Source organism: Bacillus sp. 3a (assembly GCF_017161885.1).
Lineage (GTDB): Bacteria > Bacillota > Bacilli > Bacillales > Bacillaceae > Bacillus > Bacillus safensis.
Map to the genome: position 1 here is coordinate 3195245 of NZ_CP067376.1, position 15850 is coordinate 3211094.

Annotated in this window: 18 protein-coding genes; 9 read left to right on the top strand and 9 right to left on the bottom strand. The window is 39.8% G+C overall.

Annotation, left to right across the window (positions count from 1 at the left end; genetic code table 11):
- Positions 1–38 precede the first annotated feature (38 nt).
- Positions 39–896 carry a D-amino-acid transaminase gene (dat, locus tag JJ692_RS16285; protein ID WP_206533962.1) on the bottom strand — a complete coding sequence of 286 codons (858 nt, stop codon included), beginning with the start codon at positions 894–896 and terminating at the stop codon, positions 39–41.
- A 296-nt stretch (positions 897–1192) separates the two neighbouring features.
- Between dat and JJ692_RS16290 the strand changes: the two genes are divergently transcribed.
- On the top strand, positions 1193–2047 hold the full coding sequence (locus JJ692_RS16290; RefSeq protein WP_151039228.1) for a polysaccharide deacetylase family protein: 855 nt from the start codon (positions 1193–1195) through the stop codon (positions 2045–2047).
- A gap of 40 nt (positions 2048–2087) precedes the next feature.
- Here the strand turns inward: JJ692_RS16290 and JJ692_RS16295 are convergent, their stop codons facing one another.
- The 3 genes from JJ692_RS16295 to JJ692_RS16305 all read right to left on the bottom strand — a co-directional run bounded on the left by JJ692_RS16295 (position 2088) and on the right by JJ692_RS16305 (position 4203).
- On the bottom strand, positions 2088–2819 hold the full coding sequence (locus JJ692_RS16295) for an NAD-dependent protein deacylase (RefSeq protein ID WP_370880876.1): 732 nt from the start codon (positions 2817–2819) through the stop codon (positions 2088–2090).
- Between the two features lie 29 nt (positions 2820–2848).
- Positions 2849–3937 (bottom strand): mechanosensitive ion channel family protein, encoded by a 1089-nt coding sequence (locus JJ692_RS16300; RefSeq protein WP_024425736.1) that lies wholly within the window; start codon positions 3935–3937, stop codon positions 2849–2851.
- Positions 3938–4101: 164 nt separating this feature from the next.
- Positions 4102–4203 (bottom strand): YhdX family protein, encoded by a 102-nt coding sequence (locus JJ692_RS16305; RefSeq protein ID WP_017360338.1) that lies wholly within the window; start codon positions 4201–4203, stop codon positions 4102–4104.
- 305 nt (positions 4204–4508) lie between these two features.
- Here JJ692_RS16305 and JJ692_RS16310 point away from each other — a divergent pair, with 305 nt between their 5' ends.
- From JJ692_RS16310 to crcB (JJ692_RS16320), 3 genes are read left to right on the top strand one after another with little or no spacing between them, the layout of a single operon-like run.
- Positions 4509–5225, top strand: a complete 717-nt coding sequence (locus JJ692_RS16310) for a glycerophosphodiester phosphodiesterase (protein WP_044333771.1) — start codon at positions 4509–4511, stop codon at positions 5223–5225.
- 5 nt (positions 5226–5230) lie between these two features.
- Positions 5231–5626 carry a fluoride efflux transporter CrcB gene (gene crcB / locus JJ692_RS16315; protein WP_044333773.1) on the top strand — a complete coding sequence of 132 codons (396 nt, stop codon included), beginning with the start codon at positions 5231–5233 and terminating at the stop codon, positions 5624–5626.
- Complete coding sequence (gene crcB / locus JJ692_RS16320) at positions 5627–5989, top strand: fluoride efflux transporter CrcB (RefSeq protein WP_044333775.1); 363 nt, start codon at positions 5627–5629, stop codon at positions 5987–5989.
- On the opposite strand, the gene JJ692_RS16325 is transcribed toward crcB (JJ692_RS16320), so the two are convergent.
- Together JJ692_RS16325 and JJ692_RS16330 are read right to left on the bottom strand one after the other, a co-directional pair.
- Positions 5986–6378 carry a hypothetical protein gene (locus JJ692_RS16325; protein ID WP_024425732.1) on the bottom strand — a complete coding sequence of 131 codons (393 nt, stop codon included), beginning with the start codon at positions 6376–6378 and terminating at the stop codon, positions 5986–5988. The two genes, crcB (JJ692_RS16320) and JJ692_RS16325, sit on opposite strands and share 4 nt — an antisense overlap.
- Before the next feature lie 90 nt (positions 6379–6468).
- On the bottom strand, positions 6469–7851 hold the full coding sequence (locus JJ692_RS16330; protein WP_044333777.1) for a hemolysin family protein: 1383 nt from the start codon (positions 7849–7851) through the stop codon (positions 6469–6471).
- A gap of 337 nt (positions 7852–8188) precedes the next feature.
- On the opposite strand from JJ692_RS16330, the gene JJ692_RS16335 reads away from it, so the two are divergent.
- Both JJ692_RS16335 and JJ692_RS16340 read left to right on the top strand, forming a co-directional pair.
- Positions 8189–8629: a MerR family transcriptional regulator gene (locus JJ692_RS16335; RefSeq protein WP_034667702.1), complete on the top strand. Its 441-nt coding sequence runs from the start codon at positions 8189–8191 to the stop codon at positions 8627–8629.
- Between the two features lie 58 nt (positions 8630–8687).
- Positions 8688–10019: a hemolysin family protein gene (locus JJ692_RS16340; protein WP_024426590.1), complete on the top strand. Its 1332-nt coding sequence runs from the start codon at positions 8688–8690 to the stop codon at positions 10017–10019.
- 245 nt (positions 10020–10264) lie between these two features.
- On the opposite strand, the gene JJ692_RS16345 is transcribed toward JJ692_RS16340, so the two are convergent.
- Positions 10265–10867: a lysophospholipid acyltransferase family protein gene (locus JJ692_RS16345; RefSeq protein WP_024425286.1), complete on the bottom strand. Its 603-nt coding sequence runs from the start codon at positions 10865–10867 to the stop codon at positions 10265–10267.
- 371 nt (positions 10868–11238) lie between these two features.
- On the opposite strand from JJ692_RS16345, the gene JJ692_RS16350 reads away from it, so the two are divergent.
- Genes JJ692_RS16350 through JJ692_RS16360 form a run of 3 tightly spaced genes read left to right on the top strand, consistent with a single transcriptional unit; the run spans position 11239 to position 13059 of the window.
- Entirely contained in the window at positions 11239–11730 is a 492-nt protein-coding gene (locus JJ692_RS16350) for a sigma-70 family RNA polymerase sigma factor (RefSeq protein WP_024425287.1), read from the top strand.
- Positions 11723–12781: an anti-sigma factor gene (locus tag JJ692_RS16355; RefSeq protein ID WP_024426591.1), complete on the top strand. Its 1059-nt coding sequence runs from the start codon at positions 11723–11725 to the stop codon at positions 12779–12781. Before JJ692_RS16350 ends, JJ692_RS16355 begins: the two co-directional genes overlap by 8 nt.
- A complete protein-coding gene (locus JJ692_RS16360) occupies positions 12769–13059 on the top strand; it encodes a hypothetical protein (RefSeq protein WP_024425288.1) in 291 nt (96 codons plus the stop codon). The genes JJ692_RS16355 and JJ692_RS16360 overlap by 13 nt, the downstream gene beginning before the upstream one ends.
- Positions 13060–13123: 64 nt before the next feature.
- On the opposite strand, the gene bcaP is transcribed toward JJ692_RS16360, so the two are convergent.
- Together bcaP and JJ692_RS16370 are read right to left on the bottom strand one after the other, a co-directional pair.
- Positions 13124–14524, bottom strand: a complete 1401-nt coding sequence (bcaP, locus tag JJ692_RS16365) for a branched-chain amino acid transporter BcaP (RefSeq protein WP_044333781.1) — start codon at positions 14522–14524, stop codon at positions 13124–13126.
- A gap of 451 nt (positions 14525–14975) precedes the next feature.
- Positions 14976–15806 carry a C40 family peptidase gene (locus tag JJ692_RS16370; protein WP_024426592.1) on the bottom strand — a complete coding sequence of 277 codons (831 nt, stop codon included), beginning with the start codon at positions 15804–15806 and terminating at the stop codon, positions 14976–14978.
- Positions 15807–15850: the final 44 nt, after the last annotated feature.

Sequence of the window (15850 nt, forward strand, 5' to 3'; positions counted from 1 at the left end):
CAAAAGGCTGTAAACATTAGTTTACAGCCTTTTTTTATTTATGAAGAGATCGATGCTTCACTTTCATGGTTAATTTTTTGCTGGAAGCCTTCCTGTACGCGCTTTGTCAGCTTGCCTGGAACGCCTTCCCCTACTGGCTCGCCATCTATTTCAACAATCGGAATGACTTCAGCTGTCGTCGAGCTGATGAAGATTTCCTGAGCGCGCAGCAGTTCTTCTTTGCTTATACGAGTTTCTTCAACAGTACACCCTTCTTCCTCACATACCTCCAGCAGCTTTCTACGAGTAATGCCGTTTAAAATGAGATTGTTTGCAGGGTGAGTACGAATCACGCCATCAATCACGGCATATACATTCGAGGAGGTTCCCTCGGTCACAAAACCATCTCTCACAAGGATTGCTTCAAACGCACCAGCTTCAGATGCTTTCTGCTTTTCCATGATGTTATATAAAAGGTTTAAGCTTTTGATATCACACCTTAACCAGCGAAGATCCTGAGATAAAATGGCTTTTGCCCCAGCTTCCTGCTCTTGAACAGGCTTTTTCACCTGGAACGTATATGCCGTGATTTGAGGAGTAAGAGAATCACTATATTGATGTTTACGAGGGGCGACACCCCGCGTGACTTGAATATACACACCGCCATCTGTTAATTGATTGTGAGCGACGAGCTGTTGTAACTTTTCTTCCATATCTGATACTGTACCTTGCAGATGAATGCCAATTTCCTTTGCACTCTTGAACAGACGCTCTGTATGTTCCTTTAACGTAAACAAAGTACCATTGTATACACGGATGACCTCATAGACTCCGTCACCAAATTGATAGCCTCTGTCCTCAATATCAATATGTGCATCCTTTTTTTCAATGAAATCTCCATTGTACAATATTTTCATATGGAATCTCCCCTTCGCTTTGCATTAATGGTTGAATCTGATGCTATCTTAGCGGATAAATGGGTTCGTTTCAATGATTATTCAGAATTATTTCACATCATATGAAATGGATAACCTTTCATTGTAACAAATATAGATTGATAACCAAAAAGATTCCAATTTTTTAGCATCTTCTATATTCATAGGCTCTTTTTTCCTGTATACTTACTCCATATAAACACGACAAAAAACAGCGGAAAAAGACAGAATCCACTACATGGTTCGACACAAATTTTTGATTTATTGGAGCGATTGTAATGCAACGGGTTAAAAAAAAACAGACACCTTCAAACACAATGCTGCTCTCAAAGGCGATTGGTTTTGTCATCCTGACACTGATCCTCTTTTTTATTTGGGATATGTCCAAAACCAATATGCAGGCAGCAGATCAGCCGGCGAAATTATCTGCGAGCAGTCAATTTAGAGACACAAGCACTAGTATGAAAGCAAAAGATGCTTCTCGGAAAACATTAGATGCACATTTTAAGATCAATTCAAATAAACATATAACGGATCAAACGATCTTTTTAACCTTTGATGATGGTCCATCAGCGACTTCAAATCAGCTGTTAGATGTGCTAAAAGCGCATCAAGTGAAAGCCACATTCTTTATGCTCGGACCGCAGATTAAAGAACACCCAGCAGCTGTGAAAAGACTCCATCAAGAAGGTCATCAATTAGGGCTTCATGGCATCACCCATGATGTGAAACGCTTTTATCAAAAAAAAGATTCTCCTGTTAACGAGATGAAGGAAGATCAGCGCATTTTGGCTTCTGTCACAGGTGAGTATACCCATCTTGTGAGAACACCTTATGGCAGCACCCCAAATTTAACCGATCAGCAAAAAGCACGTTTAAAACAAAAAGGCTTTGTCTACTGGGACTGGACCATTGACAGTCTTGACTGGAAATATAAAAGCTCAAAATATGTACCAGAGGTATTAAATCAGCTGCAAGTGCTGGAGACAAAATATCCAAAAGAACCAAAAATCATCTTAATGCATGATCAGCCGGCGACGGCAAAATACTTAAGCAGCTTAATTACGCAGCTAAAGGCAAAGGGCTATACATTTGAAGTCCTTGATGAAACAATGAAGCCGCTGCAGCAATAAAGTAAAACCCGCACCTTTAGGATGCGGGTTTTTTAATGATTTATAAAGCTTTCACGAGATCGCCAATCCGCTCATGAAAGACAAGATCAAAAAGCGGATCGAATTCTGTTTCACTCAAATTCATCATCACCATGAAGATGGAAGGATCATGAGCTGCATCTTCTGGAATATACCTTGCTGGCGCTACCTCCAAGGAAGTCCCCATGACGAGGAGCATGTCCGTTTTCTGAAGTGATGTTTCCACTTGGTCTAAATGTTTGACCATATCGCCAAATAGGACAACATCTGTTTTTAGCACACGTCCACACGTACTGCCGTCTGAGGAAACCCTTTGACAGACCGGCACCTCTTCTTTTAATAAATAAGGCAGATCATATACCGCCTGACACGATGGACAAGTGGCCGTTTGAATGGAGCCATGGAGTTCATATACATGCTGGCTTCCCGCCTTTTTATGAAGACCGTCAATATTTTGGGTAAAAATATCCACATGCTTCCCTTGTTTCTCAAGGCTGGCTAAAAAGGTGTGCCCGCTGTTTGGCTCGTATTCTCCACTCATTTTCATCTGAAACAATTCCTTAAATTTCGGCCAGAATTGATGAGGATTTGATAAAAAGTAGGATCGGCTCATCGCCTCCATGCGGGAAGTATCTTCTGTCCACAGACCACCCGTTGATCTAAAATCAGGAATACCCGATTCTGTACTCATACCTGCACCTGAGAGTACTGTGATATGTGAAGCCTGCGATAATTTCTCTCTTAACACATCCACCTTTGTTTGGTCCACGCACCATTCCTCCTTTATTCACCCAGCTGCTTCTCACCTTTTTGTTTCATATAAATGGCCTGACCAGGGAAAGCAAATTCTACGCCTTCCTCGTGGAAAATATCTATGATGCGATAGTTAATATCCTGCTTAATATCAAGGTTTTCAGACCAAGCTGTCGTGTTTGTGTAAAAGTTGAAAAACAAGTTCAAATAGCTGTCTGCCAGTACATCGAGATTTACCATGATTGTCTCCTTATGCACACCATCATGCTCGTGAAGCATCTGTTTGAGACGCTTAATACACTGATCAATGTTTTCCTTTGGTGTATTGTAGGAAACGCGAACAGAGAACGTGATCTGACGTTTATTCATTCTTGTCCAGTTTGTGATTGGCTCCTTTGAAAGCGTAGAATTCGGAACGGTCACGACGGCTTCAGCAGGTGTTCGAAACCTTGTACTTCGAAATGTAATGTCCTCCACAGTCCCAAGAACACTTGGTGTCTCCACAAAGTCGCCCATCGTAAAAGGCTTCTCTGTAATGATGACAATCCCTCCAAAAAAGTTAGCCACTGTATCCTGAGCGGCGAGCGCAAAGGCTAGACCACCTAGACCGAGACCTGCCACAAGTCCATTTACGTCATAATTAAATTCTTGTGCAATGACACTAATACTCAGTGCAATAATAATGAAGCGAAGTACCTTTGATAAAAATGGTGCTAAAATATCATCCATATCTAATTCAAATTTCGAATTGACCTTTTGAAACAAGAAAGAAGATGCAGCGGTTAAATTACAAAGCCCCCACGTCAGCATCAATATAATAGAAGATCTATACAATTTAATGATGACATCCATATGATGCTCAAAGTATGGTGCCTGTCTTAACGCAAAATATAAACCAAGTGCCACGAAAAACAGCCTCGCTGGTTTTTCAAATGCCACAACAATTTGGTTAATGACCTCCGTTTTAGACCGATTCGTCAGCCTAAACAGAAGCTGAAATAAATACTTCGTAAATACTTTCCGAAGCAATAAAAAAAGCAATAAAATACAAAGGCTAATACCAATTTGGATCGCAATATCTACTGTAAAATATGTATCCATCCATTTTTGTGTAAACATGTCTGTCTCTCTCCTTTAAAACAATCCTCTCTAGTTTATAATATAACCTTCGTTCATGTCCTCTCTTAAATGTCTGACCTCTACATAAAAAGCCTCGGGACTGATCCCGAGGCATGAAGTTCAAATATGAAATTTTGGCTAGAGACATATCGACGGGCAGCAAACTACTTTTTCTTCTGAGCCTGATCAAGGAGAGTCGCTTTAAACATTTCAGCATCCGTTTCGGCCTTAATACGTTCTTCCACTCTAATTCTCCCTTTACCCAATCATCTCGCCTCCTTTTCATCATTATAAAACATCAGAATTTTCAGTCAACATGACGAAAGCACTAATATTTTGACGAACGCTGACGATTTGGACAAAATTGATCGAAGAAAAAATGATGTAGTTCAGATTTACTCAATAAGAGCTTGGGATATTCCTGCAACTTTTCACCTTTCATACACGATGCTTACTCACCATATGCCATGTTCCATTACATACAGCTCTCCCTCGTACCATATAGTAAAGAAGGAAAAACTGCAAAAATTTGATATGATAAGACCAGAACTTATGTCAGGAGCTGGAGCATGTGTATATTATCGCGCATAGAGGGTCTCCAAGCGCTGCCCCAGAAAATACAATCGCCGCATTTGATTTAGCCGTTCAGCAGGGTGCGGATTATATTGAGTTGGACGTCCAGCTGACAATGGATCAGCACGTAGCCGTCATCCATGATGATACTGTTGATCGAACGAGTAACGGAAGCGGTTTAGTGAAAGGTTATACACTTGATCGGCTGAAGAAACTGGATGCAGGAAGCTGGTTTGATTCTCAGTACGCCAACGAACGAATTCCCACCTTACAGGAAATTCTTGAAAGATACAGTCAGCGTGTCGGGATACTGATTGAGATCAAGCATCCAAAACGGCAGATTGGGATTGAAAAGGCAGTTGTCGACATCATCAACCGGTTTGCCTATTCTCGTCACATCATGGTTCAATCTTTTGATGCCAATGCACTTCAAAGAGTCAAAGCTTACGCCCCTTCTCTTCGAACAGCTTTTATTATAAAACCCTCTGCCTTCAAACTGACGAAAAGGAAATTAGCGGAGTACAGCTCCTTTGCGGATTGCCTTAATATGAAGAAAACGATGATCAACAGATGGTGGATTGATCGCATCCACTCATTTGGAATGGATGTCTTTATATGGACAGTGAAAGATCAAAAAACAGCCGACAGGATGAAAACATACCCCATTGATGGAGTGGTGACGGATCACCCGCCATTTTTTCTAAAGGAGAAATGATGTAAATGAAAGCATATCTCGCCGTATTTATCGGTGGATTGGTTGGTACTCTTTGCAGATATGAACTTAGCCAATCCGTTGTCAGCCAGACATTCCCCTATGCAACACTGATTGAAAACATGACAGGCAGTCTGCTTCTTGGCTTTTCAACAGGTTATTTTATGTTTCGGAAAGGAAAAAAATATCTTGCTGCTTTGATCGGAACAGGATTTTGCGGTGGTTTTACGACAATGTCCACTTTTTCTAAAGAAACGGTTCTCTTATTACAGGATGGACTGTTCACATCAAGTATCATGTACATTGTACTCTCAGTGATTGCTGGAGTGGGCGCTGCCTTATGTGGACTGATCACCGCTCAGCGCCTCTTTCAACAAGATGAGCAGCCGAAAGGAAGCAGATAAATGATTGTATTTTATACAGCTGTGGCCGGCGGGATGGGCAGTGCCCTTCGATTTTTCCTCAGTCAATCGATTCAGAAAACCAAGTTTCATACTCGTTTTCCGTATAGTATTATTCTCATCAACTTACTCGGCGCTGCCGGTTTAGGTTTACTGACAGGTGCAGTAACTGACAATGATCCGCTGCTTATGATCATTGGGACTGGTTTTTTCGGTGGTTTTACAACCTTCTCTACATTTAGTGTAGAAGCTGCGGCCATGCTGCATGAGCGGCAAATTGGACAACTTGCTGTCTACTTATTGGTCACAATCATCGGATCTTTATGTCTCTTTGCTGCGTTTTATCAAATAGGACAGCATCTTTAAATATTGGTGATGGCGGCTAAGCTGATGAGCAGCTGATCCATCAGCTGGCGCTTCATCAAAAAGAGTGTTTTTTCACTATAGCCAATTTCCATAGCACACTTTGCCATCCGCCAATCTCGAAAATATTTGTAATCGATGAGCTGCTGCTCTATTTCGTCCAACTCTTTTAATGCCGTTTCAATACAAGCAACGATGAGTTCATACTGATTTTTTTGCTCTTCTAACTTTTTCCGTGTCATGTGGTCGAGATGATGCGGGCTTCTTTTTTCAAGCTGCCTTTCGATATTTAAAATTGCTGCTTGATAATTTTTGAAATTCTTTAAATGAAACTCAATTCGTTTCATTGAGGTTTTTTTCTCCGTGATACTTGCTGTTTCATACCAAAGCATGTCCATCCCCCTTTATCGAACGTTTGTTCTTATTATATACCGAACATACATTCGTTAAAAAGAGACTAAATACCTAAAAAAACCTTGAGCTTATTTTTCGCTCAAGGTCATTTCGTTTACTAGCAGCGGCTCCTTTATATCAAGTCCCGTGCGTGCACTGCCTTTTTCTGACGATGTGACGCCTTTTTTCAAATCGATCTTTTTAACGTAGCGTCCATCCATTTCCAGCACTTTCATTCGAATATCATCAAGATAGACGGATTGTCCTTCTCTGATATCAATATTCTCTTTTAAGATGAGTCCGCCGATTGTATCAATTTCCTCATCATGATAAGAGATCTCGATCAAATCTTGAATTTCATCTAATCTCACTTTGCCATCTAAAACATAATGATGATCGGCTCTTTTTTGAATAACTGGCTGTTCATCTTCATCGAATTCATCTCGAATATCTCCGACAATCTCTTCTAAAATATCTTCCGTTGTGACAAGTCCAGACGTTCCGCCATATTCGTCAGTTAAGATCGCCATATGCATTCTATCACGCTGCATCTTGACGAGAAGCTCTTGAATAGGAATCGTGTCGATAACCTCAATCACTGGATATATATAATCTTGAATTTTCAGTTGATCTTTTTCACCTTGATACACAAGATCTGCAAAGAGCTGCTTTTTGTTCAACATGCCGATGACATGGTCTTTATCTCCTGAAAACACAGGGAAACGTGTATACTTTTCCTGCGTCATGATGGCGAGGATATCATCTAACGGCATATCTTCTGGAATCGCACAAATTTCTCTCCGCGGTACCATGATCTCTCTGGCAATTCGATTATCGAAATCGAAAATCTTGTTCATATAATTATATTCTGATGGGTTGATTTCCCCATTTTTTAAGCTCTCAGATAATAAAATCTTCAGTTCCTCTTCAGAATGGGAATGTTCTTTTTCAGACCCCATATCGATGCCCATCATTTTAGTTAGCAGACGGGCTGATCCGTTTAACACATAAATGAAAGGGAACATAAGGATATAAAATGCATGCAGCGGGCCTGACAGCCATAGTGTCATTTTTTCCGCCTTTTGAATGGCAAGCGTTTTTGGTGCAAGCTCACCTACAACTACATGCAAAAAGGTAATAATAGAGAACGCAAGTGTTGCTGAGATCAGGCTGATTGCTGAATCAGGAATGTTTGTCAAACCAAAACCTCGAACCAAAAGTTCTTTCACAGCCGGCTTACCTATCCACCCTAAACCAAGGGATGTCACTGTAATACCGAGCTGACAGGCTGACAAATATTCATCTAGCCTTGATGTCACCTTTTTCGCCATGATGGCCTTTTTGGACCCTTCGGCAACAAGCTGATTAATTCTTGAACTTCTCACCTTTACTATGGCAAATTCAGATGCAACAAAGAAAGCTGTTAAAGCAATCAAAACACCGACTATACTCAGATTAACAATATCGTCCATTTAACCTTGCTCTTTCTTAGAAGAACAAGGAGTCACCTCCTGATTGATGATGTTATGTTTTGCAAAACGGTTAACTGATTAAATAAGACTACATTGAGGGCCCCACTTAACCACCTCCGGTTCACGTAAAATTCCGCCTCTCTACATATATATGAAACGGTATTCATTTTATCTTACCATAAATAATCTGAAAATTCCTGTATCATCATGCTGTTTTTGACATGACTGACTAAATTGAGGGAAATCCTCCTCTGTTTCTTCTTATTGGCAGGAAATATGAACAATTAACTTGTGTTTCAGACTAGAATTATATTAAACTATTTTCATAAACTATAACGTGACGGTTAGGAGGAGATGTTCAGATGGGGCTGAGAAAAAGTATCGTATTGGTGAACTAGCACAGATTGCACAGGTGACGAAACGAACTGTAGATTATTATACAAATCTAGGTTTGCTTGCGCCTGTTAGATCTTGCTCAAATTATCGTTATTACGATGAATATGCTTTAAAACGATTACAATTAATCGTTCTTTGCAAACAGCAGAGATTGGCTCTTTCTGACATCAAATCCAGATTAGATGAACAATTCCCTTCTCAAAAGGAAGATCATGATGAACTTGTCCATTTAACCTCTGATATCGATCGGATGAATGAGCATATGGACCGCATTTTGGCACGTTGTAAGCAGCTTCAGCCAGAACAACGTGAAAAACTAAAAGAGCAGCTTACTCCTGAAAAAATGACGGCTGTCCAATCATTTTTACTGCTGTTAAGTTAAAATTTTTACTAAACAGGAGGTGTTACCTTCGTTCTCAAAGTCAGAACGAAGGCCTTAATTGGACATAGTTAATTTACTCATAGTTGCTTTACTTATAGCTTTAACCGCGTTTTTCGTTGCATCAGAGTTTGCGATCATTCGCTTAAGAAGCTCAAGAATTGATCAGTTAATCGCAGAAGGTAATAAAACAGCAGTTGCTGTCAAGCATGTAACGACTCACCTTGATGAGTACCTATCAGCCTGTCAGCTTGGTATTACCATTACCGCCCTTGGTATTGGTTGGTTAGGGGAAGAAACAATTGCGCATATGCTTGCGCCGCTCTTTGCAGAGTTGTCCATTCCTCAATCAGCTAGTTCTATTGTCACTTTTATTATTGCGTTTAGTATCATGACGTTTTTACACGTTGTCGTTGGAGAACTTGCACCGAAAACACTCGCCATTCAAAAGGCTGAGCAAGTATCCCTTCTTTTTGCTAGACCACTGATGATCTTTTACAAAGTGATGTTCCCGTTCATTTGGGTATTAAATGGATCTGCTCGTTTGTTAACGAAAGCGTTCGGTCTTCAGCAAGTATCTGAGCATGACATGGCGCACTCTGAGGAAGAATTGCGGATTATTTTATCAGAGAGCTATAAGAGCGGCGAGATTAACCAGTCTGAATTCAAATATGTAAATAAAATTTTCGAATTTGATGACCGTCTGGCGAAAGAAATTATGATTCCTCGTACCGAAGTTGTCAGCTTCCCGTATGATATTACCATTGAGGAAATGCTGAAGGTAACAAAGGTAGAGAAATATACACGTTATCCAATTGAAGATGGCGACAAAGACAACATTATCGGTGTTCTCAATATTAAAGAGGTTCTCACTGCCTGCATTAGCGGTGAGTGCTCTACAAGCGATACGATCGAAAAGTTTGTCAATCCGATTATTCATGTGATTGAAACGGTTCCTGTTCATGATTTACTGCTCAAAATGCAGCGTGAACGTGTACACATGGCCATTTTATCAGATGAATATGGCGGTACAGCAGGTCTTGTGACCGTTGAAGACATCCTTGAAGAAATCGTTGGTGAAATTCGTGATGAGTTCGACATTGATGAAATCAATGAAGTACGTAAACTTGGAGAAGACCATTACATCTTTGATGGGAAGGTCCTTGTTGATCAAGTCAACCTGCTATTAGGTACACAGCTTGATAATGAAGAGGTCGACACAATCGGCGGCTGGTTCCTTACTCAGAAATATGAAGTAGAGAAAAATGACGCCATTCGTGAACAAGGCTATGAATTTATTATTAATGAAGTCGATGGACACCATGTGGCATACATCGAAGTAAAAAAGTTAAATGAACAATTATTAGAAGCAGCTGAAGAAGGCGCTTCGTAACAAAAAACGCCCACTTGCTTAAGCAAGTGGGCGTTTCACATTGTGGACAAAGGGCTAAAATGATTTTATTTTAGCCCTTTGTCTTCTTTTTCAGCGTGATAGAAAACCTTTGAAGTCTAGGAAGGACGAGTACCGGAGCGGAGCGAATTGAGCATTCGTGAGCACCGGCACGCAGGACTGACACCGAATGCGAGGGTTTGTCTACACGCTGAAACGACCCTTGCCTAAGCAAGCGGTCGTTTTTCTTATGCCTTTTCCATTAATTGAGCTTCTAGCTCTTTGATTCTTGTGTTTAATACTTCTGTCATGGCACCTAATCTTTCTTTTGGCGGCAGATGGTCAAATTCAGACAGCTCAATCGGTTCACCAATGATTAAGCGCATTTTCCCTTTTTTGAAAAGGCTTTTCGCATTTGAAGGTCCTTTGTATGCGGCTGGAACAATTGGCGCTTTACCGAGCTGCGCAATGGTAACCGCCCCTCTTTTTAAAGGAACATCCTCTGTTGTACGTGTTCCGCTTGGAAAAATCCCAACGATCTTTCCCTCTTTTAATAATTTAATGGGCGTTTTAATACTGCTTGGCCCAGGATTCTCTCGATCAACAGGAAAGGCATGAATCTTTTTTAAAAATCCACCGATCCATTTATTTGCAAACAATTCTTTTTTCGCCATGTAGTGGATCTCAAACGGAAGAATTCCTGCGCCTAATGCAAGAACATCCACAAAACCCTCATGTGTACAAGCAATGACAAAACCCCGATCAGTTGGCAGATTCTCTTTTTGATATACTTTGATTCCACCTCGGAGACCAAATAATAGTTTGACGGTATAGCCTGAAAATTTATACATAGTGCACTTCCTTTGTTTGAAGAATGAAGGATTTGTCTCTATTATAACAAATTTTTTATTACCTGGTACTAAAAATTTGTACACAGTCCAATCCTCCCTATTTTTTTCGTTTAAAAATGAACGTTCTGCCTGTATTCAAGCACCAGGTTTTAGGGGAGAATAGAATAGGAATTGTGTCCAATTTTGTCGTTTTTCGATGTTTTTTCCTGATTTGTTCTATTGAAAATACTTTATAAATGATGCAAATTTCGCTATGATAAGGAGAAATGATTTTGATTCGGCGAAAGAAATGAGTAATGTACGGTAATGAGAAGTTTCGTGCAACTTTATGCCTTTCTTATGCGTGTATAACATAGAGGGGAGAAAAATCAGTGACGATCGATGAAATTTATCAAATGTATATGAACGATGTTTACAGGTTTCTGCTCTCCATGACAAAAGACAAACATTTGGCAGAAGACTTATTGCAGGAAACCTTTATGCGTGCGTATATACATATTCATTCCTACGACCATAGCAAAGTGAAACCTTGGTTATTTCAGGTGGCACGAAATGCTTTTATTGATTATGTCAGGAAACATAAAAAAGAAGTGACCATATCGGATGACCTCATTGGCGGTCTTTTACAAACGTCTGTACAAAGCCCTGCTGAACAGGTTGAAATAAAGGAAGTCCTCACCATGTATTTAGAGCAGCTTCCAGATAACTACAAGGAAGCGTTGACATTGTATTATTTAAAAGAACTAAATTACAAGGAAGCATCCAAGGTCATGAATATTACTGAAGCAAATTTCAAAAGTGTTTTATTTCGTGCAAGGCAGCGCCTAAAAGCACTTTACAACAGAGGTGTTAATGATGAATGAAGAGTTTAACAAGCGATGGGAACAATATAATAATGGTGAGATGAATGAGGAAGAAATGATAGCGTTTGAGGAAGAGCTTGAAGAAAACGAAAAACGCTTAAGCCAGGAACTGAACGACTCGGATTGGACAGATTTTTCCATCAGTCCTGAGAAGCAAAAAGCCATTTTACAATACGGAAAGAGAAAGTCATATTTACGTATTTCCGTACTTGCTGTCATATCGACACTCATTATTTTACCGCTTTGTACATTAGGAAGTTATTTATACTACGGCGTTGGCGGAGCCGAGAGCAAAGGCAATCACTTCATGGAAACAGCCGCTGTCACAGTCGCTTTGACCAAACCAAACGTGGCCATTGATATGAAGGATTTAAAAGGTCAGGTCAAGCTTTTTGGGATGAACACCGAATTGAAGCTGCAAAAACAAATTGGCAATAAAACAGAAGCCATTGGCAGTGAACAAATCGAGATGTTTTTCGATAAATTAAAGCAGCCTACTATCTCTTATTATGGTGACAGCGCACGCGAAACGGAGGGTTTCTTTACCCATCCTTCGGCGCAGGCAGATGCCTCAAAAAAACAAACACTCACTACGTTAGACAAGCTTCCTGAAGGAACAGTAAGTGAAGTGTATGTATCCTATGATAGAGCTTACACACCAAAGGATATTTATTCCTTTGCTAAAAAATATGATATGAAAGTGCTGTGGAATGCGATTAAAACAGAGGATTCATTAAGTGGAAATCAGCGGCCTATCGGCTTTCCTGGGAAGGACTCTGAATTTTTAAAAGAGCTTCAGCACACATCAAAAACTGAGGTGGATCAATTCAAAGATGCCCTTGCTTATGTTAATCAGCACCCGACATGGGCAACAACGATCTCTGGCAGACCTGATCTTGATCTGTCTAATCGTATACGCTATATCGATCAAAATGGCGTCACCGTTTATGGCTCTGTGGTCACTGGACCTTCTAAAGAAATTGAGAAATTTGTAAAGACAAAACGCATTAAAACGGCAAAAGTGAGCGAGGTGGAATTATGGAATTGGTAAGAATTTTTAAAGAGCATAATGTATTTGGCTGGATTTCTGTCGGCACAGCGATATTATCCCTGCTCATGCTAAACCTCGCCATTATCAGCAACGTGACATTTTATTCTTTTCAAATGCTTCCTTTTGCAATGGCCGCAGTTCCATTTGGCATTATTGAACTGTTCATTAAAAAAGGTCGTACGGGTCCAGGTTTCCTCGGTGTCGTACTGAATATCTTTGTCATTGTTTGTGTCTATGCCATCGTATCAATCGATGTCGATCTTCAGTTAGGTTTTTAATCAGCACTCCATAGCAAAAGCCCGTGTTACTTGACTAATGCCAAGCAGCACGGGCTTTTTTCATTTACTTTTTATTCAATTCTGAATGCTTTCTTGAATATAAGAAATACACAACCAGCCCAATGGCAAGCCAGATTAAGAAACGAACAAAGGTGATTGCACCAAGCTTATAAATGAGCAATCCGCAAGATAGAATAGCTAAGATTGGAATGAGCGGAACTGCTGGGCATCTGAAAGCTCGTGGTAAGTCCGGCTGCGTTTTTCTCATCACAATGACCGCCACTGAAATCAAAATGAATGCTGAAAGTGTCCCGATGTTCACTAGGCTTGCCAGCTCATCAAGTGGAATAAATCCACCCATTAATGCTGACAATGTACCGAAGAACAGTGTATTGATGTAAGGAGTTTTATGCTTTGGGTGAACTTTTGATAATACCTTTGGCACCAAGCCATCACGAGACATAGCAAACATCACGCGTGTCTGGCCGTACAGCATGACAAGCATTACGGTTGTCATCCCTAGAATCGCTCCGACATCCACAATACCAGCCACCCAGTTTTGTCCGGCTACTTGTAAAACGAGAGACACTGGATGTGATACTCCTTCAAAATTCATGAAAGGAACAATGCCCGTCATAATCGCACTAACAATGACATAAAGCAGTGTACAAATCAATAAGGAAGTAATAATCCCTCTAGGCAGGTTGCGTGATGGATTTTTTGTCTCCTCTGCCGCAGAAGCAACTGCATCAAACCCGATAAATGCAAAGAATACTAGGGCTGCTGCACTTAAGACCCCTGATGTCCCAAATGGTACGAATGGTGTCCAGTTTTCAGGTTTTACATATTTCACAGCGACTAAAATAAAGAGCAGAATCACAGCAATTTTCATAATAACCATGATGTTATTTACTCGTTTTGATTCTTTAATACCAAAGTACAGCAGGAAGGTGATGACCATTAAAATAATAAATGCTGGAAGATTAAAATATGTCACTTGCCCCTTTAAACCACCTGGTGCTGCTGTTAACTCAACTGGTATATGAATCCCTATCCCATTTAAAAATGACACAAAATAGCCTGACCAGCCCGCTGAAACGGCACTAGCGGCCAGCATATATTCTAATATTAAATCCCAGCCAATGATAAACGCTAGAAATTCCCCCATTGATGCGTACGTAAATGTATACACAGACCCTGATACAGGCACTGTGGAAGCAAATTCCGCATATGACAGTGCTGCAAACAAACAAGCAAGACCTGCGATGACAAATGATAGCACAAGTCCTGGCCCCGCAGTGACGGCTCCTGTACCTGTTAGAACAAATATCCCTGTCCCGATTATGGCTCCAATGCCAAGCATGGTTAAATCAAATGAACCCAATTCCTTTTTTAATGCTTTTTCCCCTTGTGTTGCCGCAATGAGCTCTGAAATGCTCTTTTTTCTAAACAACGAATTGCTCATACCATCACTCCCAAAACTTAGTATCAGTCTAAAGACGCCACATTCATATAATTCACAATATTTTCTGAATATTTAGATTAAATTTAGCACAATAAATTGGTGGCGTAAAATTATTATATATGAAAATTAAAAAATGAAAACACTTTTTTTAAAAATAGAGTGAAAATTCTTATATATCAACGAAAATATTGTCAATAAAACGGTTAGATTTTCTTCAATCCTTATTCAATTGATAGTTTGTCTCCCTCTATTTATTATACAACATGGAAGATTATATTTTTTTCATATACTTATTATTCAACAAAAATAAGAACCTTATTTTAAAAGAGGGTCCACAATTATGTTATTTTAAAGTCTTTAGACTGATAGTGATCTATGAGAAAAGACCAGTTCCGCGGCACAAATGATATATGAAAAAAGAGACTGCTTCATAGCAGTCTCTTAAAATGAATTAGTTTACAAATGTTTTCGCTCCAAGATAAATAGGCTTCCAATAGCTTGATGTCATATCACTGATCGTTACACCGTCAGAAGCAGCATGGATAAACTTATTGTTCCCAAGGTAGACACCCATGTGAGATGGACCCGATTTATACGTTGTAAAGAAGACAAAATCTCCAGCCTTTGGTTTGGATACACTTTTCATCGATCCCCAGAAACCTTCAGTTGTTTGTCTTGAAATCTTTTTTTGTTTGTTAATGATATACCACATAAATCCGCTGCAATCAAAGCCCTTCGGTGTCGTTCCACCCCATCTATATGGAGTACCGTTTTGCGCTTTAGCATCTGCTATGAGTTTAGACGTGTTTAAGGAAGAAGTAGAGACTGTTTTTTCTTTCACAGGTTTCGTCTTTACTTTAGACGTCTTTTTCACCTTTAGCTTTTGCCCGATTTTAATGAGGTCTGTTTTAAGTTTATTTAACGATTTCAGCTCTTTCACAGTCATCCCGTATTTTTTGCCAATCTTAGATAATGTATCACCTTTGACAACTTTATGTGTGGCAGTTGCTGAAGCCGTTTTTACTTTTGTTGTTGTTTTTGATGTCTTCACTGCTTTTTTCGAAGAAGTGCCATTCACTTTTAAGGTTTGTCCAACATAAATCACGTTAGATTTCAGCTTATTGTCTGATTTAATTTTGCTCACGCTTGTTTTGTATCTTTTCGCTAGAACAGAAAGAGAGTCACCTTTTTGAACTTTTACTGATTGTGCTGAGGCAGCTCCGGCAAATAATGTCGTCCCAAGTAGAACTGCACTTGCAGCTGTGATCAATTGTTTTTTCATTTGTTCCTCCTGTATGTATCTATCTGATCCGAATTTTTATCTAC

What these genes read in the sequence shown, in the direction of transcription:
- bcaP (WP_044333781.1), bottom strand. Translation starts at nt 14,524, where the DNA reads ATGAGCAATTCGTTGTTTAGAAAAAAGAGCATTTCAGAGCTCATTGCG.
- JJ692_RS16360 (WP_024425288.1), top strand. Translation starts at nt 12,769, where the DNA reads ATGGAATTGGTAAGAATTTTTAAAGAGCATAATGTATTTGGCTGGATT.
- JJ692_RS16370 (WP_024426592.1), bottom strand. Translation starts at nt 15,806, where the DNA reads ATGAAAAAACAATTGATCACAGCTGCAAGTGCAGTTCTACTTGGGACG.
- dat (WP_206533962.1), bottom strand. Translation starts at nt 896, where the DNA reads ATGAAAATATTGTACAATGGAGATTTCATTGAAAAAAAGGATGCACAT.
- JJ692_RS16330 (WP_044333777.1), bottom strand. Translation starts at nt 7,851, where the DNA reads ATGGACGATATTGTTAATCTGAGTATAGTCGGTGTTTTGATTGCTTTA.
- crcB (WP_044333773.1), top strand. Translation starts at nt 5,231, where the DNA reads ATGAAAGCATATCTCGCCGTATTTATCGGTGGATTGGTTGGTACTCTT.
- JJ692_RS16345 (WP_024425286.1), bottom strand. Translation starts at nt 10,867, where the DNA reads ATGTATAAATTTTCAGGCTATACCGTCAAACTATTATTTGGTCTCCGA.
- JJ692_RS16290 (WP_151039228.1), top strand. Translation starts at nt 1,193, where the DNA reads ATGCAACGGGTTAAAAAAAAACAGACACCTTCAAACACAATGCTGCTC.
- JJ692_RS16355 (WP_024426591.1), top strand. Translation starts at nt 11,723, where the DNA reads ATGAATGAAGAGTTTAACAAGCGATGGGAACAATATAATAATGGTGAG.
- JJ692_RS16300 (WP_024425736.1), bottom strand. Translation starts at nt 3,937, where the DNA reads ATGTTTACACAAAAATGGATGGATACATATTTTACAGTAGATATTGCG.
- JJ692_RS16325 (WP_024425732.1), bottom strand. Translation starts at nt 6,378, where the DNA reads ATGCTTTGGTATGAAACAGCAAGTATCACGGAGAAAAAAACCTCAATG.
- crcB (WP_044333775.1), top strand. Translation starts at nt 5,627, where the DNA reads ATGATTGTATTTTATACAGCTGTGGCCGGCGGGATGGGCAGTGCCCTT.